At 38.0% G+C, this 18,698-nt stretch carries 16 protein-coding genes; 8 read left to right on the plus strand and 8 right to left on the minus strand.

Annotation, left to right across the window (positions count from 1 at the left end):
- Positions 1-19: 19 nt before the first annotated feature.
- Both AC3ITD_RS12185 and AC3ITD_RS12190 read right to left on the minus strand, forming a co-directional pair.
- Positions 20-1,870: a PAS domain-containing sensor histidine kinase gene (locus tag AC3ITD_RS12185; RefSeq protein WP_489360075.1), complete on the minus strand. Its 1,851-nt coding sequence runs from the start codon at positions 1,868-1,870 to the stop codon at positions 20-22.
- Between the two features lie 23 nt (positions 1,871-1,893).
- The gene (locus AC3ITD_RS12190) at positions 1,894-2,940 is read right to left on the minus strand and encodes a DNA topoisomerase IB (protein WP_489360077.1); all 1,047 of its coding nucleotides are present in this window, start codon (positions 2,938-2,940) and stop codon (positions 1,894-1,896) included.
- 91 nt (positions 2,941-3,031) lie between these two features.
- On the opposite strand from AC3ITD_RS12190, the gene fmt reads away from it, so the two are divergent.
- On the plus strand, positions 3,032-3,940 hold the full coding sequence (gene fmt / locus AC3ITD_RS12195; protein ID WP_489360080.1) for a methionyl-tRNA formyltransferase: 909 nt from the start codon (positions 3,032-3,034) through the stop codon (positions 3,938-3,940).
- Positions 3,941-3,963: 23 nt separating this feature from the next.
- Here fmt and AC3ITD_RS12200 read toward each other — a convergent pair whose 3' ends face one another.
- Together AC3ITD_RS12200 and AC3ITD_RS12205 are read right to left on the minus strand one after the other, a co-directional pair.
- A complete protein-coding gene (locus tag AC3ITD_RS12200; RefSeq protein WP_265801689.1) occupies positions 3,964-4,803 on the minus strand; it encodes an aminotransferase class IV in 840 nt (279 codons plus the stop codon).
- Positions 4,804-4,806: 3 nt separating this feature from the next.
- Positions 4,807-5,835 carry an RluA family pseudouridine synthase gene (locus AC3ITD_RS12205; RefSeq protein WP_056851406.1) on the minus strand — a complete coding sequence of 343 codons (1,029 nt, stop codon included), beginning with the start codon at positions 5,833-5,835 and terminating at the stop codon, positions 4,807-4,809.
- Positions 5,836-6,201: 366 nt separating this feature from the next.
- Between AC3ITD_RS12205 and AC3ITD_RS12210 the strand changes: the two genes are divergently transcribed.
- The 3 genes from AC3ITD_RS12210 (at position 6,202) to AC3ITD_RS12220 (ending at position 9,055) form a co-directional block, all read left to right on the plus strand.
- Positions 6,202-7,071 (plus strand): 1-aminocyclopropane-1-carboxylate deaminase/D-cysteine desulfhydrase, encoded by an 870-nt coding sequence (locus AC3ITD_RS12210; protein ID WP_489360083.1) that lies wholly within the window; start codon positions 6,202-6,204, stop codon positions 7,069-7,071.
- A 248-nt stretch (positions 7,072-7,319) separates the two neighbouring features.
- Positions 7,320-8,651 carry an L-lysine 6-transaminase gene (gene lat, locus AC3ITD_RS12215; RefSeq protein WP_489360085.1) on the plus strand — a complete coding sequence of 444 codons (1,332 nt, stop codon included), beginning with the start codon at positions 7,320-7,322 and terminating at the stop codon, positions 8,649-8,651.
- Between the two features lie 2 nt (positions 8,652-8,653).
- Positions 8,654-9,055, plus strand: a complete 402-nt coding sequence (locus tag AC3ITD_RS12220; protein WP_489360087.1) for a hypothetical protein — start codon at positions 8,654-8,656, stop codon at positions 9,053-9,055.
- Positions 9,056-9,419: 364 nt separating this feature from the next.
- Here the strand turns inward: AC3ITD_RS12220 and AC3ITD_RS12225 are convergent, their stop codons facing one another.
- The 4 genes from AC3ITD_RS12225 to AC3ITD_RS12240 form a co-directional block, all read right to left on the minus strand.
- Entirely contained in the window at positions 9,420-10,784 is a 1,365-nt protein-coding gene (locus AC3ITD_RS12225; protein ID WP_489360089.1) for an acyl-CoA dehydrogenase family protein, read from the minus strand.
- A 171-nt stretch (positions 10,785-10,955) separates the two neighbouring features.
- Entirely contained in the window at positions 10,956-11,672 is a 717-nt protein-coding gene (gene bshB1 / locus AC3ITD_RS12230; protein ID WP_489360091.1) for a bacillithiol biosynthesis deacetylase BshB1, read from the minus strand.
- Entirely contained in the window at positions 11,672-12,190 is a 519-nt protein-coding gene (locus tag AC3ITD_RS12235; protein WP_489360093.1) for a glutathione peroxidase, read from the minus strand. Before AC3ITD_RS12235 ends, bshB1 begins: the two co-directional genes overlap by 1 nt.
- A 4-nt stretch (positions 12,191-12,194) precedes the next feature.
- Positions 12,195-12,809: a DUF4294 domain-containing protein gene (locus AC3ITD_RS12240; protein ID WP_056851413.1), complete on the minus strand. Its 615-nt coding sequence runs from the start codon at positions 12,807-12,809 to the stop codon at positions 12,195-12,197.
- A 110-nt stretch (positions 12,810-12,919) separates the two neighbouring features.
- Here AC3ITD_RS12240 and AC3ITD_RS12245 point away from each other — a divergent pair, with 110 nt between their 5' ends.
- From AC3ITD_RS12245 to AC3ITD_RS12260, 4 genes are all read left to right on the plus strand, one after another.
- Positions 12,920-15,127, plus strand: coding sequence for a RelA/SpoT family protein (locus AC3ITD_RS12245; protein WP_056851414.1), 2,208 nt, complete (start codon positions 12,920-12,922; stop codon positions 15,125-15,127).
- Positions 15,128-15,278: 151 nt separating this feature from the next.
- A complete protein-coding gene (locus AC3ITD_RS12250) occupies positions 15,279-15,773 on the plus strand; it encodes a Fur family transcriptional regulator (protein WP_056851415.1) in 495 nt (164 codons plus the stop codon).
- A 36-nt stretch (positions 15,774-15,809) separates the two neighbouring features.
- Positions 15,810-17,090, plus strand: a complete 1,281-nt coding sequence (locus tag AC3ITD_RS12255) for an adenylosuccinate synthase (RefSeq protein ID WP_265801677.1) — start codon at positions 15,810-15,812, stop codon at positions 17,088-17,090.
- A 229-nt stretch (positions 17,091-17,319) separates the two neighbouring features.
- Positions 17,320-18,579 carry an anthranilate synthase component I family protein gene (locus AC3ITD_RS12260; RefSeq protein WP_489360097.1) on the plus strand — a complete coding sequence of 420 codons (1,260 nt, stop codon included), beginning with the start codon at positions 17,320-17,322 and terminating at the stop codon, positions 18,577-18,579.
- Positions 18,580-18,698: the final 119 nt, after the last annotated feature.

An 18,698-nucleotide genomic window follows, 5' to 3' on the forward strand; every position in this document is an offset into this window, starting at 1 on the left:
TTGGCTTTCATTTTAACAACTACTTTACTTTCAAAGAGAAATAGAAAGTCGACCCTTCCCCTTCTTCACTTTCAACCCATATTCTGCCACCTTCATTTTTGACAATTTCTGAAGAGATGTATAGCCCGAGCCCCAAGCCTGGGTAAGTATGTTGAAGATTTCCACCTACGCGGTAAAACTGATCAAAAACCAAATGTTGTAAGTCTTTTGAAATCCCAATTCCGTAATCTCGAACACTCAAAATTACTTCATCATCATACAAATAACTCGCTACAAAAATACTTTCGGCATCATTGGAATATTTAATTGCGTTTGAAAGAAAATTAACAATTACCTGCCCTATTCGCTCCTTATCGGCATAAACTGAAGCGTTGCTATTCACATCTAATTCAATCCGATGCTGTGAGGTAGTATGCTGTATTTCATCGACCATTTCATTTACCAACGCATCAAACTTAAAATCAACGGGGTTGAAGGTCATCTTTCCAGATTGAATTTTAGTAACGTCGAGCAAATCGCCAATCAATCCAGTTAACCTGTTAAGTTGTATGTCCATCTTATGGACCATATTGGCTTTCTTTTCATCGCCTTCTTTGCGAATCATCCTTTCCAACACTTGTGTGTAAGCCTTAATACTGGTTACAGGCGTCTTCAATTCGTGACTGGCAATGCCTAAAAACTCATCTTTCTGTTTTTGAAGCTGAACCAGCTTGGTAACATCAGTAGCGCCATGCAAAATGGCGTAAACTTTTCCTTCGGCATTGCGCAAAGGCTTGTAGGTAAAGTTAAACCACTGCGGCTTCATCTCTCCATCTACAGGCAAAAAAGCCATCTGCTGATCTGCATGGTAAGGTACACCAGTGCGATAGACCTCTTTCAATAAGTTGATAAAAGGTTGGCCTTTAAGTTCTGGAATTGCCTCATCAAACGGCAAACCAATAATGCTTTTATCTTTGCCCCAAAACTTGAGCATTTCATCATTTACGATAGATACGATAATATCTTCTGTTTCATAATAAGCTGTGGCCATGGGAGTATCAAGCACCAAATTTTTAAAGCGTCGCTCACTTTCTTCAAAAGCCAGACGAGATTTTACCTGGATGCTTACGTCATTAGCAACCACCATTACCCCTGTTATATTGTTATCTTTATCACGAATGGGATCATAAACAAAGTTGAAATAGCAATCTTCTAGTAAGCCATTGAATTCCAGTTTTGCATAAGTTTCATAACCATAATGTGCTACGCCGTTTTGATAAACATCCTGCAATAATTTAGGAAAAGGCTGATTTTTGATTTCAGGTAAGGCATCGATTATTTTTTGTCCCAAGATACTTTTGTCTTTGCCCCAAATTTTAAGAAGCTCATCATTCGCATCTTCAACTACAAAATCATTACCGCGAAGTATCCCAATGGCAACCGGTGCATCGTAAATCATTTGCCTAAAAAGCTCTTCGCTTTCTTTACACTTCAACTTAGCGTTTACCAATTCTGTAACATCTGTAGCATTATTTAATATTGCCCAAACTTTACCACTTTCGTCTTTTAAAGGTTTGTAAATAAAATCAAAGTAAAACGTTTGAAGAACACCATTATTAATTAATTCAACTTTATCTTCCTTTGCTTCGTAGGCAATACCGGTTTCAAAAACATTTTTTAATATCTGGATAAATGGCTGACCATTTAATTCAGGCAAAGCAACTTCTAAAGGCATTCCAATTACAGACTCATCTTTTCCCCAGGCCTTTAAAATCGCTTTATTGGCCATCTCAATGATGAGTTGTTCGCCTACGTACAAACCAATAGGCATCGCCGATTCTTCAGTTATGATAGAAAATAAAGAAGCTTTGTCTTGTAAATTTATTCGCATACTATTAAACAAAAATAATCAATCTACTTACTGCCTGTAGCTTTTAAAAAAGATAAAAGCACTTTTTCATCATGCTCTAAACCTACTTTTCCGATGGCTCTGTGGTTATTCATTTTCTTCAAATACTTTTCAAGTTCATTGTTCTCATAAGCAGTAATCAAAATGGGATATACGTAAGAACTTTTACAAACAGCCCGGGTATTGCCCAATTTTTTAGCCACACAATCTAAAACACTAACTACCGTTTTCTTGGTATTAAGTTCCCAATCTTTATCGGCAGCACATTTAGAAAACTGACGTAAGGCTTCAAGCGTTCCACCCCAGGTTCTAAAATCCTTTGCAGTAAAATCATTACCTGTTATTTCTTTAATGTAATTGTTGATTTTTCCCGAGTCGATCCCTCTATGCTCCTTACCATTTGTATAATATTGGAATAAGTCCTGTCCGGGAATATCGCGACATTTCTTTACAAGTTTAGCCAGGCTTCTGTCGTTGAGTACCACGTTTTGCTTAACTCCTTTTTTACCAATAAAATCGATATGAATTTTACTTCCATTTATTTTAACATGCTTGTCTCTCAATGTCGTGAGTCCGAAAGAGCCATAAAGTTGCTTATAACTTTCATTGCCAACCCGAATTAAAGTTTTTTGAAGAACATCAACAGAAATTGCAAGCACTTTCCGCTCATCCAATTCTTTCCGTTTTAAATCCTTAGCCAGTTTTTTTCTTGCTTCGGGTAAGGCTTTACCGAACTCATATAATCTAAAATATTTATCATCAGAGCGACGGCTTGTCCACTTTGGATGGTATTTATACTGTTTTCTCCCCGCAGCGTCAATTCCCGTAACTTGTAGATAAGCATTTGGCTTGTTGGCTATCCATACTTTTTGCCAGGCTGGCGGAATAACCAAAGATTTGATTCGGTCGAGATGTTTTTCATCCTTTATTTGTTGGCCATCTTTGTCTTCATAATGAAATTTACCGGGTTTACCTTTACGATAAATACCAGGCATGGAATCGGTTACGTAGACCAATCCGCTAGCTTTAACCACATCTTTCCCTTGTACCATTTTAACCTATAAGGATGATTTATTTTTAGTTATTTTGCAAAAAAAACTTAATGTAAATATTTACGTTGATTTAGAAACACAACACTTTCGTATGAAAATAGTTTTTATGGGTACGCCCGATTTTGCAGTGGCTTCGTTGGATGCTTTAGTTAAAGCCGATTTCGATATTGTAGCAGTCATAACTGCTCCTGACAAACCAGCTGGCCGCGGACAAAAACTAAATGAAAGTGCAGTAAAAAAATATGCTGTTGAGCATACTATTCCTGTTTTACAGCCCGAAAAATTAAAAAACCCCGAGTTTTTAGAGCAACTAAAATCATTTGATGCAGATTTACAAGTGGTTGTAGCTTTTAGAATGTTACCCGAGGTGGTTTGGAACATGCCAAAGAAGGGAACTATAAATTTACATGGATCGCTTCTGCCACAATATCGGGGGGCTGCTCCAATTAACCACGCTATTATTAATGGGGAAAAGGAAAGCGGAGTAACCACTTTTTTCTTAACCCATGAAATTGATACGGGCGATATTATTCAAAGCTCCACTACCCAAATAGCTGATGATGAAACTGCCGGTGAACTGCATGATAAACTAATGCAGATTGGCGCAGAGCTATTGGTTAAAACGGTTAAAGCGATTAAGGAGGATAATTACCAGGAACAGCCTCAACCACAGAGCGAAGTATTGAAACATGCGCCAAAAATTTTTAAGGAAGATTGCAAAATAAATTGGAATCAGCCTGCACAACAGGTCTATAATCTCGTTCGCGGCCTGAGCCCTTATCCAACAGCATTCACATTTTTAAATGATAAAACCCTAAAAGTCTTTAAAGCGGAACTGGAAAGTAAAGAGCCAGGAATTGCAGCAGGTGGCTTTTTAACGGACGGAAAAACTTACCTGAAATTTGCTGCGAAAGACGGCTTTATCAAACTGATTGATATTCAATATGAAGGTAAAAAACGAATGTTAATTGAAGATTTTCTTCGAGGAATGAGGTTGTAATTCTTATTAGTAATAATTCAATTTTAAAGACTATTCAGCTTATCAATTAAAAACTTCGAAACCTCGTTAAAATAACGTTTCCTGCCGTAGCCCATTACCCATTGAATACCTTGAGCTGCGTTAGTGATGAAAACTTCTTCAGCTTCTTTCAAAATTTCAGGGTTTATTTGGGCCTCAGTCAGAGTTAGATCATTCATTCTACATAACTGCATTACAGCGCTACGCATTACTCCGCTAATACAACCTTCGGTTAAAGCTGGTGTGTAAATCTGATCGTTATAAACAATGAATACATTTGCACTAATGCTTTCGCACAAAAAACCATTCTGATTTAAAATCATGGCTTCATCCAAACGGTTTTGGCTCTTGAAAATTCCCGCCATCACATAAGGCAATGCGTTGGATGTTTTGAAGTTTGACAGCTTGTTTATTGGCTTCGTAATTTCGTCGTAAACATCAATAATTAACCCTTTACTATTCAGTTCGTATCGACTGCTTTGCAGCGGTATGCCTTCCAAAACATATCCAGCCTTATTAATTTCGGGTGTGTAAACTCCAGCTCCCTGACGATAAACAGATAATCGGAACCGAACATTACCATTCCATCTATTCTTTTTAGCTAGATCGGCTGTTTTTTGGCGAAGAAAATAATCGTCCATCAAAGCATGTCCATCCATTTTCAGTGCCTTCATTCCGCCAACTAAACGGTCTGCATGAAAATCTGCAAACTGCAATTTATTGTCAATCATCCGCATGCTTTCAAAAAGCCCATCGCCAAATTTGAAACTTCTGTTAGAAGCTGTCAGGATGGGAACATCAACCGCATGAAATTCATCGTTAAAAAGAAGGTACTGTTGAGACATATTTTATGATACAGCAATATAATTTTCCCATTTATTTAATGCAGCTTTAAAATCGCTAGGTAGAGGTGATTCAAAATGCATATATTCTTTTGTTGTTGGATGAATAAAACCTAAGCTTTGTGCATGTAAAGCCTGCCTGGGTAGCAACTCAAAACAGTTGTCTACAAATTGCTTGTATTTATTAAACGTAGTTCCTTTCAAAATCTTATCGCCTCCATACATTGCATCGCTAAATAGCGGATGTCCGATGTGCTGCATGTGAGCTCTAATTTGATGGGTACGACCAGTTTCTAATTCGCAACTGATGAGCGTAACATAGCCTAAACGCTTCAAAACTTTATAATGCGTTACCGACCATTTACCTTTTGCTTCCTCATCGTAAATGTCCATCACCCGTCTGTCTTTCACACTTCTACCGATGTAACCGGTAACCGTTCCATCATTTTCTATATCGCCCCACACTAAGGCAATGTATTTTCTGGTTATGCTGTGATCAAAAAACTGCCTTGCTAAATGCGTAATCGATTTCTCGTTTTTACTGATAAGAAGCAGTCCCGAGGTGTCTTTATCAATTCGGTGGACCAGCCCAGGTCTTCCGTCGTTGCCTGGTAGTTGAGGCAATTGTTCAAAATGGAAAGCAAGTGCGTTTACTAAAGTTCCTGTATAATTATTAAAACCAGGATGAACAACCATTCCCGCCACTTTGTTGACGACCAACAAATCGCTATCCTCATAGATAATATCAAGTGGAATATCTTCAGGATAAACTTCAGTGTCGCGAGGAGGATGAGGTAGAACAATCGAAATTTCATCAAAAGGCTTCACCTTATAGCTTGCCTTTATCTGCTTTTGATTAACCAAAACATTGCCCGCATCAATTGCATTTTGAATCCGATTCCGAGAAGCATTCTCCACACGAACCATTAAAAATTTATCAATGCGCAACAAAGACTGCCCTTTGTCTACAATGATTTTTAAATGTTCATATAATTCCTGCTCTTCCGATTCCTGCAATTCTACCTCATTTTCCATGGTGCAAAAATAGGTTTTTGAGCCCAAGATTTTTTACCGTAATTAAGTTTTACTAAAATTAGGTCGGTTGATTTATAAAGTATACAACCACTGCTAAAAATAAAAACAAATGTATACCTATTGATGGACAACAAGTTAAATTCATGTTAAGAAATTAATTTATTTGTCAACAAAACAATATTGGCTTATTTTTTGTAGTTGTGATGATCTAATCGATAACAATTATGAAAAATTTTACTCAAAACGTTAAGATTGTGCTTAATTTTTTTCCTTATTTAGTTAGGAAAATATACTTTAAGTAGAGTAAATCTAAAAAAAAACGCCAAAAAAACACTTGCATTCAACAGGTGTTTTTTATTTTTACAGGTGTTTCAAAATATCTACAGTCCGGTCCAAAACTTAAAAATTAATCCATTTAGCAATCTATTTGTTAAACGAGATGATTTAATTGATCCTTACATTTCTGGGAACAAATGGCGTAAACTAAAATATATTTTAGAAAGTGCCATTCGGCAGAATAAAAACCACTTGGTTACCTTCGGAGGCGCATATTCTAATCATTTGGTAGCCACTGCAGCGGCAGCAGCCAAATTTGGATTTCAATCTACAGCATTCGTTCGCGGAGAAGAAGTTAAAAACGAAATGCTTTTACTTTGTTCGCTGTATGGGATGCAACTCATTTTTACTGATCGGGAAGGTTACAAGGATAAACCGTTATTGTTCGAAAAAAAATTCGGCCAGGATAATAATGCCTATTTTATTGATGAAGGTGGCGCATCGACAGAAGCCGTGAAGGGTTGCGCAGAGATTGTTGATGAACTAAGAGAAACTTACGACCACATCTTTGTTGCAGCAGGAACAGGAACGACAGCTGCTGGCCTGTTAAAAGCGATACAAAATAAAAGCCTGAATACTCAACTCCATGTGATACCCGTATTAAAAGGTGGAGAATTTATTCTTGAAGAAATTTCTAAATTCACTAAAATCTCCGAAAATCTCAACCTGCATACCACATATCATTTTGGTGGTTATGCCAAAACGCAACCTGAATTAATAGCATTCATTAAAAGCTTTACCGCTCAAACCGGAATATTAATTGATCCAGTTTACACGGCAAAAATGTTTTATTCCATCCTTGATCTTCAGAAGAAAGGTGCAATTAAAGCAACGGATAAAATATTAGCCATTCATACCGGCGGTTTACTGGGAATACTGGGAATGAAAGATAAGTTTTAGTTCATTGTACGAAGGCAAATGCTGTTGCAGAAAAAGATATTTTTGTATTTCAAAGCACTACATTTTAGCGGAATCATGCCGTTTCTACCAAAAAAGTTTTCCACATTAAAGAAGTCCAAAACATGTTTTTGTCTATAATCGTACTTTAAACTGTTTAAACCTATTTTTTGCATTGATGGTACAAAAAGTGCTTAAATTTTGATTTTAGGCACATTTAACTAAATTTGATTTACACCAAAACCAAATTTATGTACCAATTAACAGTACCCGCCGATCGCGTTAACGAGTCTCTTAGTAAACACATTTTGGCCGATGGTTTCGACCTGACCTATGATATGGAGAAAAGCCAGGGTGCATATATATATGACTCAAAACACAATAGAACACTACTTGATTTTTTTACCTGCTTTGCGTCAGTGCCACTAGGATATAATCATCCAAAAATGGTTAACGACGAAAGCTTTAAGAAAAACTTGTTGTTGGCTGCCATGGCAAACCCTTCAAATTCTGATGTATACACACAACAATACGCCCAGTTTTTAGAAACTTTTTCAAGGGTTGGCATTCCGGATTATTTGCCCCACGCCTTTTTTATTGCTGGTGGTGCATTGGCCGTAGAAAATGCAATTAAGGTAGCTATGGACTGGAAAGTGCAGAAAAACTTTGCCAAGGGTTATACCGAAGAAAAAGGCTTTAAAGTTTTGCACTTCGAAAGAGCTTTTCATGGAAGGTCTGGCTATACTTTGAGTTTAACAAATACACTACCAGATAAAACGAAATGGTTTGCCAAATTCGACTGGCCCAGGGTTTCTATTCCCGATGTTAAATTTCCCCTTTCAGACAGCAATTTAGATCGTGCTATCCAAACCGAAGAAGATTCTATTGCACAAATTAAAAAAGCCTTCGCTGAAAATAAGGACGATATATGTGCTATTATCATCGAGCCCATTCAATCTGAAGGCGGCGATAATCACTTGCGTGAGGAATTTTTAATTCAACTCAAAACACTGGCCGATGAAAATGATGCTTTCTTGATTTTTGATGAGGTTCAAACCGGAGTTGGCTTAACAGGAAAATTTTGGTGTCACCAGCACTTCAGTGAAAAAGCTCAACCAGATATTGTTGCATTTGGAAAAAAAATGCAGGTTTGCGGTATTTTAGTTGGGAACAAGGTAGATCAGATTGAAACAAACGTATTTAAAGTGCCAAGCAGAATCAATTCGACATGGGGAGGAAATTTGGTAGATATGGTTCGCTCATCGCAAATTCTTCAGATAGTTGAAGAAGATAAATTATGCGAGAACTCGGCTCAGGTTGGAGCATACCTTAAGGATAACCTCTCCACGTTTGCCCATAAATTCGATAAAATGAGCAACGTTCGTGGCCGGGGATTACTCTGCTCTTTCGACTTTCCAAATAAAGAAATGCGGAATGATTTTCTTAGCAAAGGACTAGCACAAAACGTTATGTTTTTGGGTTGTGGAGAGAAAACAATTCGCTTCCGCCCAGCACTTTGCATAGAACAAAAACATATTGACGAAGGCCTGACGGTTATGGAAAAAATATTGCCTTTATTGTAGCCATGAACAGAAAATCACTTATCTATTTGGTTTCAGGAGCGGTTGTAATTTTAGTCTTCCTTATGGTTAAAGATACTTTTAACCAACCTGGAATTGAAGATATGAAAGCTGGATTTAAAGAAATAGTGAAATATAGAAATGCAAATAATACTGGCCCCGTACAGCGTATTTACGTAGTTACTGTTAAAGATTCCATTTGGAAAGGAATAGAAGATTATGGTAATTTAATGCCACACACCAAATATGGAAATACCAAAGTTTACTTCTTTATGGAAAGCGCAAATGTGCCTCAAGCACTGCAGCCAGGAGAAGTAAACTTTGATCCCCAATTTAATAAATCATGCATCGCCTTATACGAGAAAAGTGCAATGAGCCAGGCGGTACTTAATAAGTATCCATTTTAAAATCGTTCTTCCCAGGCAGGTGGGAATTCTAATGCTTTTCCCCTCGGTATGTGCCCTCACAGACAGAAAAATAATAGGTTAATTATCTGAAAATAATCGGTTTGAAACTTTTGGCATTTTCAGCCCGGTTTTCCCTCCTGCCGATGAAAAACCGGCATCCGTCCATCCGGGTTTATAAATAAAGTTTGATGCTTTTTGGGTAAACAGACCCACCGTTTGAAAAGCAGAACAAAGTTCAATAAACCAGACAGTAGCGGCAGCTCCCGATTTTTCATCGGGACTACAGCGAATGGCGGGACTAAAGGACCTATGAAAGACTGACTTTCATTTCCAAATCAAACACCAAGCAACAAATTCATCGTGCTTATACAAATGCCGAAAACCCGGTAATCGCTCTACCTACAATTAGTGTGTTAATCTCTTTAGTACCTTCATACGAGTAAATGGCTTCTGCGTCGGCCACAAAGCGGGCCACATTATACTCCAATAAAATTCCATTCCCTCCCATTACTTCCCGGGCTTTGCTTACTACGTCACGGGTACGTAAGGAGCAGAAAACCTTCGCTAGCGAAGCATGTTCGTCTTTCAAAAGGCCTTGGTCTTGCAATTGCGAAAGCCGAAAACACAGCGTTTGCATCGCAGTCAAATTCGATAACATTTCTACCAAATGATTCTGGATTAACTGAAACGATGCAATGGGTTTGCCGAATTGTTTTCGGGTTCTGGTATATTCCAGCGCATTTTCGTAAGCACCACGGGCACAGCCAACGGCCTGCCAGGCTACACCTGCTCTTGTCATTTGCAAAACCTTTGCTGTATCTTTAAATGAATTGGCATTTTGTAGGCGATCTACCTCCATCACTTCACAGTTGGTTAACGTAATGATTCCATTTTGAACGATGCGAAGGGCCATTTTGTCCTGCATCTTTTCTACTGCAAAACCCGGGTTGTCCTTTTTTACGATAAAGCCTTTTACTTCATTGTCGGCTTCATCACGAGCCCAAATGATTAAAATATCGGCAAAAGTTGCATTACCGATCCACTTCTTTTGTCCGTTTAAAATCCATTTACCGCCCACATTTCTGCAGGTTGTTGTTAAACCACCTGCAGCAGCTGAGCCAACTTCAGGTTCTGTTAAACCAAAGGCGCCTATAATTTTGAACTGCTGCATAAGCGGCAGCCATTGTTGTTTTTGTTCTTCCGAGCCGCATAAATAAATAGAACCCATGGCTAAACCACTTTGAACGCCAAAAAAGGTAGATATCGAAGTATCGATTCTGGCCATTTCCATTGCCAAAATCCCCTCCATCAAATTCGATTTTCCGGGACAGCCATAACCTTGATAAGTTAAGCCACAGATATTAAGCTCAGCGAGTTTAGGGATAATTTCGAAAGGAAATTCTGCCTTATTCCAGTAATGATTTACAATTGGCTTGACTTCTTTCTCTAAAAAAGCCCTCACCTTTAATTGCAAAGCCCTGTCTTCATCCTTCAGAGCTTCATCTCCCAAACGATAAAAATCACCTTCAATTGGTGGCAATTCTTTCTTTTTACCAGAGCTTCCACCCATCATTTTCATCATTCCCGATATTTGCTTATGATCAAGATTTGAAATGGTTTCGACCATTTTAGGCAAGTCAACTTTTTTCGATAAAGCATCTAACTTAGCAAAATCTACGTGTTTAAAGAGATTGTACGCATTTTTAAGTGAAGAGAATATATTCGCCATTATTATTCGTTTTGAGAATAACAAATGAGTGACGGTTTTGTTGGAACTTGCGAGTTAACCACAAACAGAGCAAAGTCTATCCAAAGAAGAGTAGAAAAATGCTTTATAAAAAGTTTGCCTTAGTGTTCTTTGCGAATACTTCCTTTTCTTTGCGGTTAAATAATTTTAGCATTACCTCAAGTCAAATAAATTATCAACGCCTAGTAATTTCCTTGAAGTAAAACCCTCGCCAAAAGTAGCGCCAATGCTTTTACCAAACTCCCTCGACCGACCAATTACAGTTTCAAAAAACTCTGGCGAAGAAATATAAGTTTGTAATCCATCTACATCAGGATTATAGAATTGCGTTTTGAAAGCTTTAATGGATTCAATTTTTTTATCCATGTGATCAGAAATATCAACGATAATATCTGGCTTTAAATAACGATCTTGAATATATTGCAATAGCAATCTTGGTCGGTGAGCCGCCTGGTTTACACCATCTAATTCAGTTTCTATTTTAGGGAGTCCTGATAAAAAAACAGAATCGTACACCAAATCTCCTGCCCTACCATGATCTGGATGACGATCTTCGAGTGCATTGCTTAAAATAATTTCAGGCTGGTACTTTCTGATCATTTTGATCACTTCGAGCCTATGAAACTCATCGTTTTGAAAAAATCCGTCGCGAAGCCAAAGATTTTCGCGTGCGTGCAGTCCTAAAATTTTAGCAGAATCTGCGGCTTCTTCATCTCTGGTTTCTGCGGTTCCACGGGTTCCTAATTCACCACGTGTTAAATCTACAATTCCAACTTTTTTACCTAAGGCAATGTGCTTTAAAATAGTTCCTGAGCAGCAAAGCTCTGCATCATCAGGATGAACGGCTATCACTAAAATATCTAACTTCATTATTTATGATTGGAATTTTCATTCAATAGTTGATGGACTTTCTTTTTGATTTTCGAACTCAAAGGTTTAGTGAATGGAAAATAGAAATCAACCAACTCTCCCTTTCTATTCAAAAGATATTTATGAAAATTCCACCGGGGTTTAGCGTTTAGCTTACCATTCTGCTTCTTCTCACTTAAAAAGAGATAAAGCGGATGTGCATTTGCGCCACGAACCATAATTTTATCGAAAACCGGAAATTTTACGCCATGATTAACTTCGCAAAAACTGACTATATCTGATCCATCTAGCGGTTCTTGTTTGCCAAAATCATTCGTAGGGAAACCTAAAATCTCGAAGTCAGGATGATCGATTTCGTCCTTCAATTGCTGCAGCTCTTTCAACTGCGGAGTAAAGCCGCACTCAGACGCAGTGTTTACAATCAAAACAACTTTATTTCGATAAGCCGATAAAGGCTGATCTTCACCATTGATCTTTTTAACTTTAAAGGAATAAATATTAGGAATGCTTTTTTGCATTAGATTATTGATAAAATCCAGAAGTACGAATGATCGATTCTATATCTCTATCTTCGTTAGGATTATAGGTGCTTTTTAAATTATGCCCCACTACTCTGGCCACAATCTGATAAGAGAATGCAGCGAACCCACCCTTGGTTTGCTTAACAATATCATAAGTGGTTCGGCCCACTTCCCTGTCAATAAGCTTAGTAAGTATTTGTCCCTGCGTAATGGTTAACTCCTTTATTTCGCGGTTAAACATGTCTTTAATTTCCTTATCACACTGTTTAACCAATTTTTTTTGTTCTCTCTTTTCAGGTGTTCTTGCTATTTCCTCCTCTAATTGCTCATATCTCCGTTTCGCGAATTTAGCATAAGGCATAACTTTTAAAACGTTGTAACGCAAGCGATTATAGGCAGCTTTCTCTGCAGGCGATTTCCAGATTCTGTTTGCGTAAATACTCACATCCAACAGCTGCATCCAGGGAATCATCACACCATTATCATTTGTTGATGCTACACGAATGGTATCTGCTTTTCCCAGTTTTGGAAAAACCGGTTGGACAGGGTCTTGAGCTTTTAGCTTTTCACTAAAAATCATGACAATAAACAGAATGATTAGCCCTTTAAATTTCATAAATTTATACCTTCACAAAGTTAGGTGTTATTTCATATATTAGTCGTTCAACAGAACTAATATAAGTTTTATTAATAGATAAGACGAAAATTTTTACGCAAAAAAAACAAATGAAAACAGAGTTAGTGATTGATTTAGAGGCGGAAAAGCAAGAGATTCTTAAAAGATATAGGGCATTACTGAGGGCAAGCAAATCTACCCTGCAAAAAGGAGATAAAAAAGAGATTCGAAAAGCTTTTGATATGGCATTGGAAAGCCATAAAGACATGCGTCGAAAATCTGGCGAACCTTATATTTATCATCCAATTGCTGTAGCTCAAATTGCTGCAGAAGAAATTGGCTTAGGTACTACCTCAATTGTTTGTGCCCTGCTTCACGATGTGGTGGAAGATACTGACATTACTTTAGAAGACATTGAGCGTGAATTTGGCAAGAAAACTGCGAAAATTATTGATGGATTAACCAAAATTTCAGGCGTTTTCGATACCAATAGTTCTTTACAGGCAGAGAATTTCCGTAAGATGTTGCTTACGCTGGCGGATGATGTTCGGGTAATTCTGATCAAACTTGCAGATCGTTTGCATAACATGCGCACTATGGATTTTATGCCTCGCCATAAGCAACTTAAAATCGCATCGGAAACGATATACCTATATGCTCCACTCGCCCATCGACTAGGTTTATACGCTATAAAATCAGAATTGGAAGATCTTTCGATGAAATATCTTGATCCTGATACCTATAAATTTATTGCAAAAAAACTAAACGAGAAAAAGGCAGAAAGGGCATTATTCATCAAAAAATTTGTTGAGCCGATTGACGAGATCGTTCATGAGCAGGGTTTAGTAGCCGATGTATATGGCCGTCCAAAATCTATTCATTCGATCTGGAATAAGATGAAAAAGAAAAACATTCCTTTCGAGGAAGTTTATGATCTTTTTGCCATTAGGATTATTTTGGATAGCGCTTACGAAAACGAAAAAGCCGATTGCTGGAAAGCTTATTCTATCGTAACCGACCTTTATCGCCCAAACCCCGACCGTTTACGCGACTGGGTTTCTTCGCCAAAAGGAAATGGTTACGAAAGTTTGCATACCACGGTAATGGGGCCTCGTGGGCAATGGGTAGAAGTGCAAATCCGTACGCAACGGATGAATGAAATTGCCGAAAAAGGTTTTGCAGCCCACTGGAAATACAAGGAATCGAGCAATGATAACGGTTTGGATCAATGGATTCAAAAAGTTAGAGAAATGCTTAATAATCCGGAAGCCAATGCTTTGGATTTTCTTGATGATTTTAAAATGAATCTGTTTTCAGATGAGATTTTCATCTTTACACCAAAAGGAGCATTAATTCAATTGCCTTTAGGTGCTACCGCTTTAGATTTTGCCTTCGAAATTCATACCGGCGTGGGCGCTACCTGCATTGGAGCAAAGGTTAACCACAAATTAGTTCCAATTTCTTACAAGCTCCAAAATGGAGATCAGGTAGAGATTATTACTTCCAGTAAGCAGACTCCAAAAGAAGACTGGCTGAATATTGTGGTTACGGCGAAGGCAAAGTCAAAAATTAAATCATCTTTAAAAGAAGAAAAACGCAAAATTGCTGATAATGGCAAGGAGATTTTAGAACGTAAACTTAAATCTTTGAAGATCACTTACAATACTGACAACTTGCAGAAACTGAGCTATTTCTTTAAACTGCCATCAACACAAGAGCTTTTTGTCAATGTGGCTTTAGGGAAAATTGAGCTTAAAGACATTAAGGAGTATCTAAATACGGAGAAAGAAGTAGAGAGCCGTGCGCCAGAACGCCCTGAAAACCTATCTGTTGATGGGATCAAAAATAAAATAAAAGGCGGTGATTCTGATATTCTTTTGATTGGCGAAGATATGCAGCGTATTGATTATACGCTTGCCGCATGCTGTAATCCCATTCCTGGCGATGACGTTTTTGGTTTTATTACGGTTAGTGATGGCATAAAAATCCACAGGACAAATTGCCCTAATGCGGCACAACTGATGGCTAATTACGGCTACCGTGTAGTAAAAGCGAAGTGGAATAAACAGCAAGAATTAACCTTCTTAACAGGGCTGCGTATTGTTGGAATCGATGATGTGGGATTAATCAATAACATCACGAGGGTAATTTCAACAGACTTTAAAGTTAACATGAGATCGATTACGGTTGATACGAACGAAGGGATTTTTGACGGTTCTATTATGATCTTTGTAAATGACACCGAACATTTGGAGAACCTGATTAGGAATTTGTTAAAAGTGAAAGGCGTTACAGGAGTAACCCGGTTTGATGCATAATAAGTCCGAAGTCTAGTTCGCAAATCGAAATGTTTTTTGATTCATGACTGTCGACCAAGGGCTGATACCTTCGGACTTATTACAACATTTCAACAATCTAAAAATTAAACAGTCAAACAATTTAACTACCTTTGAACGGAGTTTAAAAACTATGTCTGAACAAAATACAAATGAGCTCGTTCGCAAGATTTTTGAGGCTTATTTAGAGAACAAAAATCTACGGAAAACACCTGAGCGTTTCGCTATCCTGGAAGAAATATATTCCCGAAATGATCACTTTGATGTTGAAACCCTTTACATCCACATGAAAAACCAGAAGTATCGCGTAAGCCGTGCTACGGTTTATAACACGCTGGAATTATTGGTTTCGTGTGATCTGGTTACCAAACACCAGTTTGGTAAAAACATGGCGCAATTCGAAAAATCTTATGGCTATCGTCAACACGATCACGTGATTTGTATTGAGTGCGGAAAGGTTGTAGAATTTTGCGATCCCCGTATTCACCAAATTCAAACAATGGTGGGTGACCTTTTAAAATTTGACGTAAAACACCACTCTTTAAACCTGTATGGTTTTTGCTCAGATTGCAGCATGGCCAGAAAAGTAAATGAAACTGCCGGAGCGGCAAAGCTTGAAGCAAATTAAATCAATCCACAATAAAACCAGCTTAAATTTTTAATAATGACGCAAGTAGATGTACTTCTCGGCCTACAATGGGGCGACGAAGGAAAGGGAAAAATCGTTGATGTACTCAGTCCAAAATATGATCTTATTGCCCGTTTTCAGGGTGGCCCAAATGCCGGACATACTTTAGAGTTCGATGGTAAAAAATTCGTTTTAAACACTATCCCATCAGGAATTTTCAACGAAAAAACCATGAACCTTATTGGTAATGGAGTAGTTATCGATCCAATCATTTTAAAAAGAGAGCTAGATAATTTAAAAAAAGCTGGTCATGATCCGGTTGCCGAAGGCAAATTGGTGATTGCCCGTAAAGCACACTTAATTTTACCAACCCACCAATTATTGGATGCCGCTAACGAGGCTCGGATGGGTAAGAATAAAATTGGCTCGACATTAAAAGGTATCGGTCCAACTTATATGGATAAAACCGGCCGTAATGGTTTACGCGTTGGTGATACCACACTTCCTGATTTTAAAGAGCGTTATGCCAAGTTGGTAGAAAAACATACTGAAATTCTTTCGCATTATGAAGGTTTCGAATATGATTTGACTGAAAAAGAAGCTTCTTTCTTTGAAGCAATTGAATTCCTGAAAAGTATACCTCATGTAGATAGCGAGCATTTTGTTAATGGCTATCTAAGAGAAGGGAAAGCGGTTTTGGCAGAAGGTGCGCAAGGTACCTTGTTAGATGTTGATTTCGGTTCATATCCGTTCGTAACTTCGAGCAACACTACCACTGCAGGTGCTTGTACAGGTTTAGGCATTGCGCCAAACAAAGTTGGTGCAGTTTATGGTATTTTCAAAGCATATTGTACGCGTGTTGGCGGCGGTCCTTTCCCAACCGAATTAGATAACGAAGTGGGTGAAAACCTTCGTGCTTTAGGTCACGAATTTGGCGCAACTACAGGCCGTGCCCGTCGTTGTGGCTGGATCGATCTTCCTGCATTAAAATATGCAATCATGCTGAACGGTGTTACCGAATTAATTATGATGAAAGCCGATGTATTGGACACTTTCGATACGATTTACGCTTGTACTCATTACGAATATAATGGTGAAACGATCGATTACATGCCTTACGATATCATTTCGATTGAACCAAAACCGGTGTTGAAAGCAATTGAAGGTTGGGCTACAGATGTAACCAAAATTACTTCTGTTGAAGAGATTCCAGCGAAATTGAACGATTACATCGCATTCTTGGAAAAAGAATTAGAAGTGCCAATTAAGTTCCTATCAGTAGGACCAGATAGAGCACAAACTTTAGAATTACGCTAGTAGGCTACTCATCTCGACTGTAACGGAGAGATCGTTTCATTAGCTAACCATAAAAACGTTAAAGCAATCCATTTCGGGTTGCTTTTTTTATTTGGAAAGCTCAGCAACCGCTACTATCAACGTTACTCCCGCCAATGTTTCAAGTCCCGTTTGAAAGCTTAGTTGAAATTGAAAGAATGTGCTTCGGGAGCTTTCCACTTATGTCGGGTTTAGTTACCTTTGCCGCAGCTTGAAAACCTCACAAACCAAATCTGCTTTTAAACAAAAAGCTTTGCATTGGGCAAACCAATTCGAAGTTTGCTGCTTTTTAGATTCAAACCAATATATAGATACTTATTCGGCATACGATTTTATTATCGCTGCTGGTGTTCAAGAAGAGCTGCAACATTCTAGCGAAAATGCTTTTGAAGCATTGAAAATGTTTTATGAAAAAGACAAACAATGGATGTTTGGTTTCTTCAGCTACGACCTTAAAAATGAAATTGAAAATCTTGAATCGAATAACATCGATCACTTAAATTTTCCAGATTTATACTTTTTCATTCCGAAGTATTTGATTGCCTTTAAAGATGGCAAAGCGGATGTTTTAATTGGATCAGATTCATTGTTAGACGAAATCGATAATTTTAATCCACCAGAAAAGGTTATAGAACATCAGGTAAACATTAACCAAAGAATTAGCCGGAATCAATATATAGAAAGCGTCGAAAAACTCAAAGACCACATTCTTCGTGGCGACATCTACGAAGTCAATTTCTGTCAGGAGTTTTTTGCCGAGAATGCAGAAATTAACCCTGTGGAAACTTTCAGTCTACTAAATAAGATTTCTCCTACTCCATTTGCCGGATATTTCAAAGTTTACAATCAATATATCTTATCAGCTACTCCAGAGCGTTTTCTTTGCAAACGGGGACCGAAGTTAATTTCGCAACCTATTAAAGGTACGGCAAGGAGAAATGAAAACCCAAGTGAAGATGAGAACATCAAAATCCGACTCAGACACGACGTGAAGGAACAGTCAGAAAATGTGATGATTGTAGATTTGGTTCGTCACGATTTGACCAAATCAGCGGTTAAAGGTTCAGTAAAAGTGGAAGAGCTGTTCGGCATCTACAGTTTCCCACAGGTACATCAAATGATTTCGACTATAAGTTGTCAGCTCGATCATGAGGTTCATTTTATCGATGCCATCCGAAATACTTTCCCAATGGGTTCAATGACTGGTGCACCAAAAATTAAAGCCATGCAGTTGATCGAACAATCTGAAGAAACAAAGAGAGGAGTTTACTCAGGCTCATTTGGCTGTATCAGCCCTAATGGAGATTTCGATTTCAATGTAGTGATTAGAAGTATTCTATACAATTCAGCTAATAAATACTTATCATTTCAGGTTGGCGGAGCAATAACTTACCAATGCGATCCAGAAAAAGAATACGAAGAATGTTTACTTAAGGCGAGTGCAATTTTGAAAGTGCTAGGTAGTCATTAGTGATTAGTCATTAGTCATTAGTCATTAGTCATTAGTCATTAGTCATTAGTCATTAGTTAAAAACAGCAGGCCAAATAACTTGTTTTCCGTCCAACAAAAAAGGTGGAAATTTTGCTGAG

It is taken from the genome of Pedobacter sp. KH_004 (assembly GCF_057840755.1).

What these genes read in the sequence shown, in the direction of transcription:
- AC3ITD_RS12250 (WP_056851415.1), top strand. Translation starts at nt 15,279, where the DNA reads ATGTCTGAACAAAATACAAATGAGCTCGTTCGCAAGATTTTTGAGGCT.
- AC3ITD_RS12235 (WP_489360093.1), bottom strand. Translation starts at nt 12,190, where the DNA reads ATGCAAAAAAGCATTCCTAATATTTATTCCTTTAAAGTTAAAAAGATC.
- bshB1 (WP_489360091.1), bottom strand. Translation starts at nt 11,672, where the DNA reads ATGAAGTTAGATATTTTAGTGATAGCCGTTCATCCTGATGATGCAGAG.
- AC3ITD_RS12220 (WP_489360087.1), top strand. Translation starts at nt 8,654, where the DNA reads ATGAACAGAAAATCACTTATCTATTTGGTTTCAGGAGCGGTTGTAATT.
- fmt (WP_489360080.1), top strand. Translation starts at nt 3,032, where the DNA reads ATGAAAATAGTTTTTATGGGTACGCCCGATTTTGCAGTGGCTTCGTTG.
- AC3ITD_RS12225 (WP_489360089.1), bottom strand. Translation starts at nt 10,784, where the DNA reads ATGGCGAATATATTCTCTTCACTTAAAAATGCGTACAATCTCTTTAAA.
- AC3ITD_RS12190 (WP_489360077.1), bottom strand. Translation starts at nt 2,940, where the DNA reads ATGGTACAAGGGAAAGATGTGGTTAAAGCTAGCGGATTGGTCTACGTA.
- AC3ITD_RS12205 (WP_056851406.1), bottom strand. Translation starts at nt 5,835, where the DNA reads ATGGAAAATGAGGTAGAATTGCAGGAATCGGAAGAGCAGGAATTATAT.
- lat (WP_489360085.1), top strand. Translation starts at nt 7,320, where the DNA reads ATGTACCAATTAACAGTACCCGCCGATCGCGTTAACGAGTCTCTTAGT.
- AC3ITD_RS12200 (WP_265801689.1), bottom strand. Translation starts at nt 4,803, where the DNA reads ATGTCTCAACAGTACCTTCTTTTTAACGATGAATTTCATGCGGTTGAT.
- AC3ITD_RS12185 (WP_489360075.1), bottom strand. Translation starts at nt 1,870, where the DNA reads ATGCGAATAAATTTACAAGACAAAGCTTCTTTATTTTCTATCATAACT.
- AC3ITD_RS12245 (WP_056851414.1), top strand. Translation starts at nt 12,920, where the DNA reads ATGAAAACAGAGTTAGTGATTGATTTAGAGGCGGAAAAGCAAGAGATT.
- AC3ITD_RS12240 (WP_056851413.1), bottom strand. Translation starts at nt 12,809, where the DNA reads ATGAAATTTAAAGGGCTAATCATTCTGTTTATTGTCATGATTTTTAGT.
- AC3ITD_RS12255 (WP_265801677.1), top strand. Translation starts at nt 15,810, where the DNA reads ATGACGCAAGTAGATGTACTTCTCGGCCTACAATGGGGCGACGAAGGA.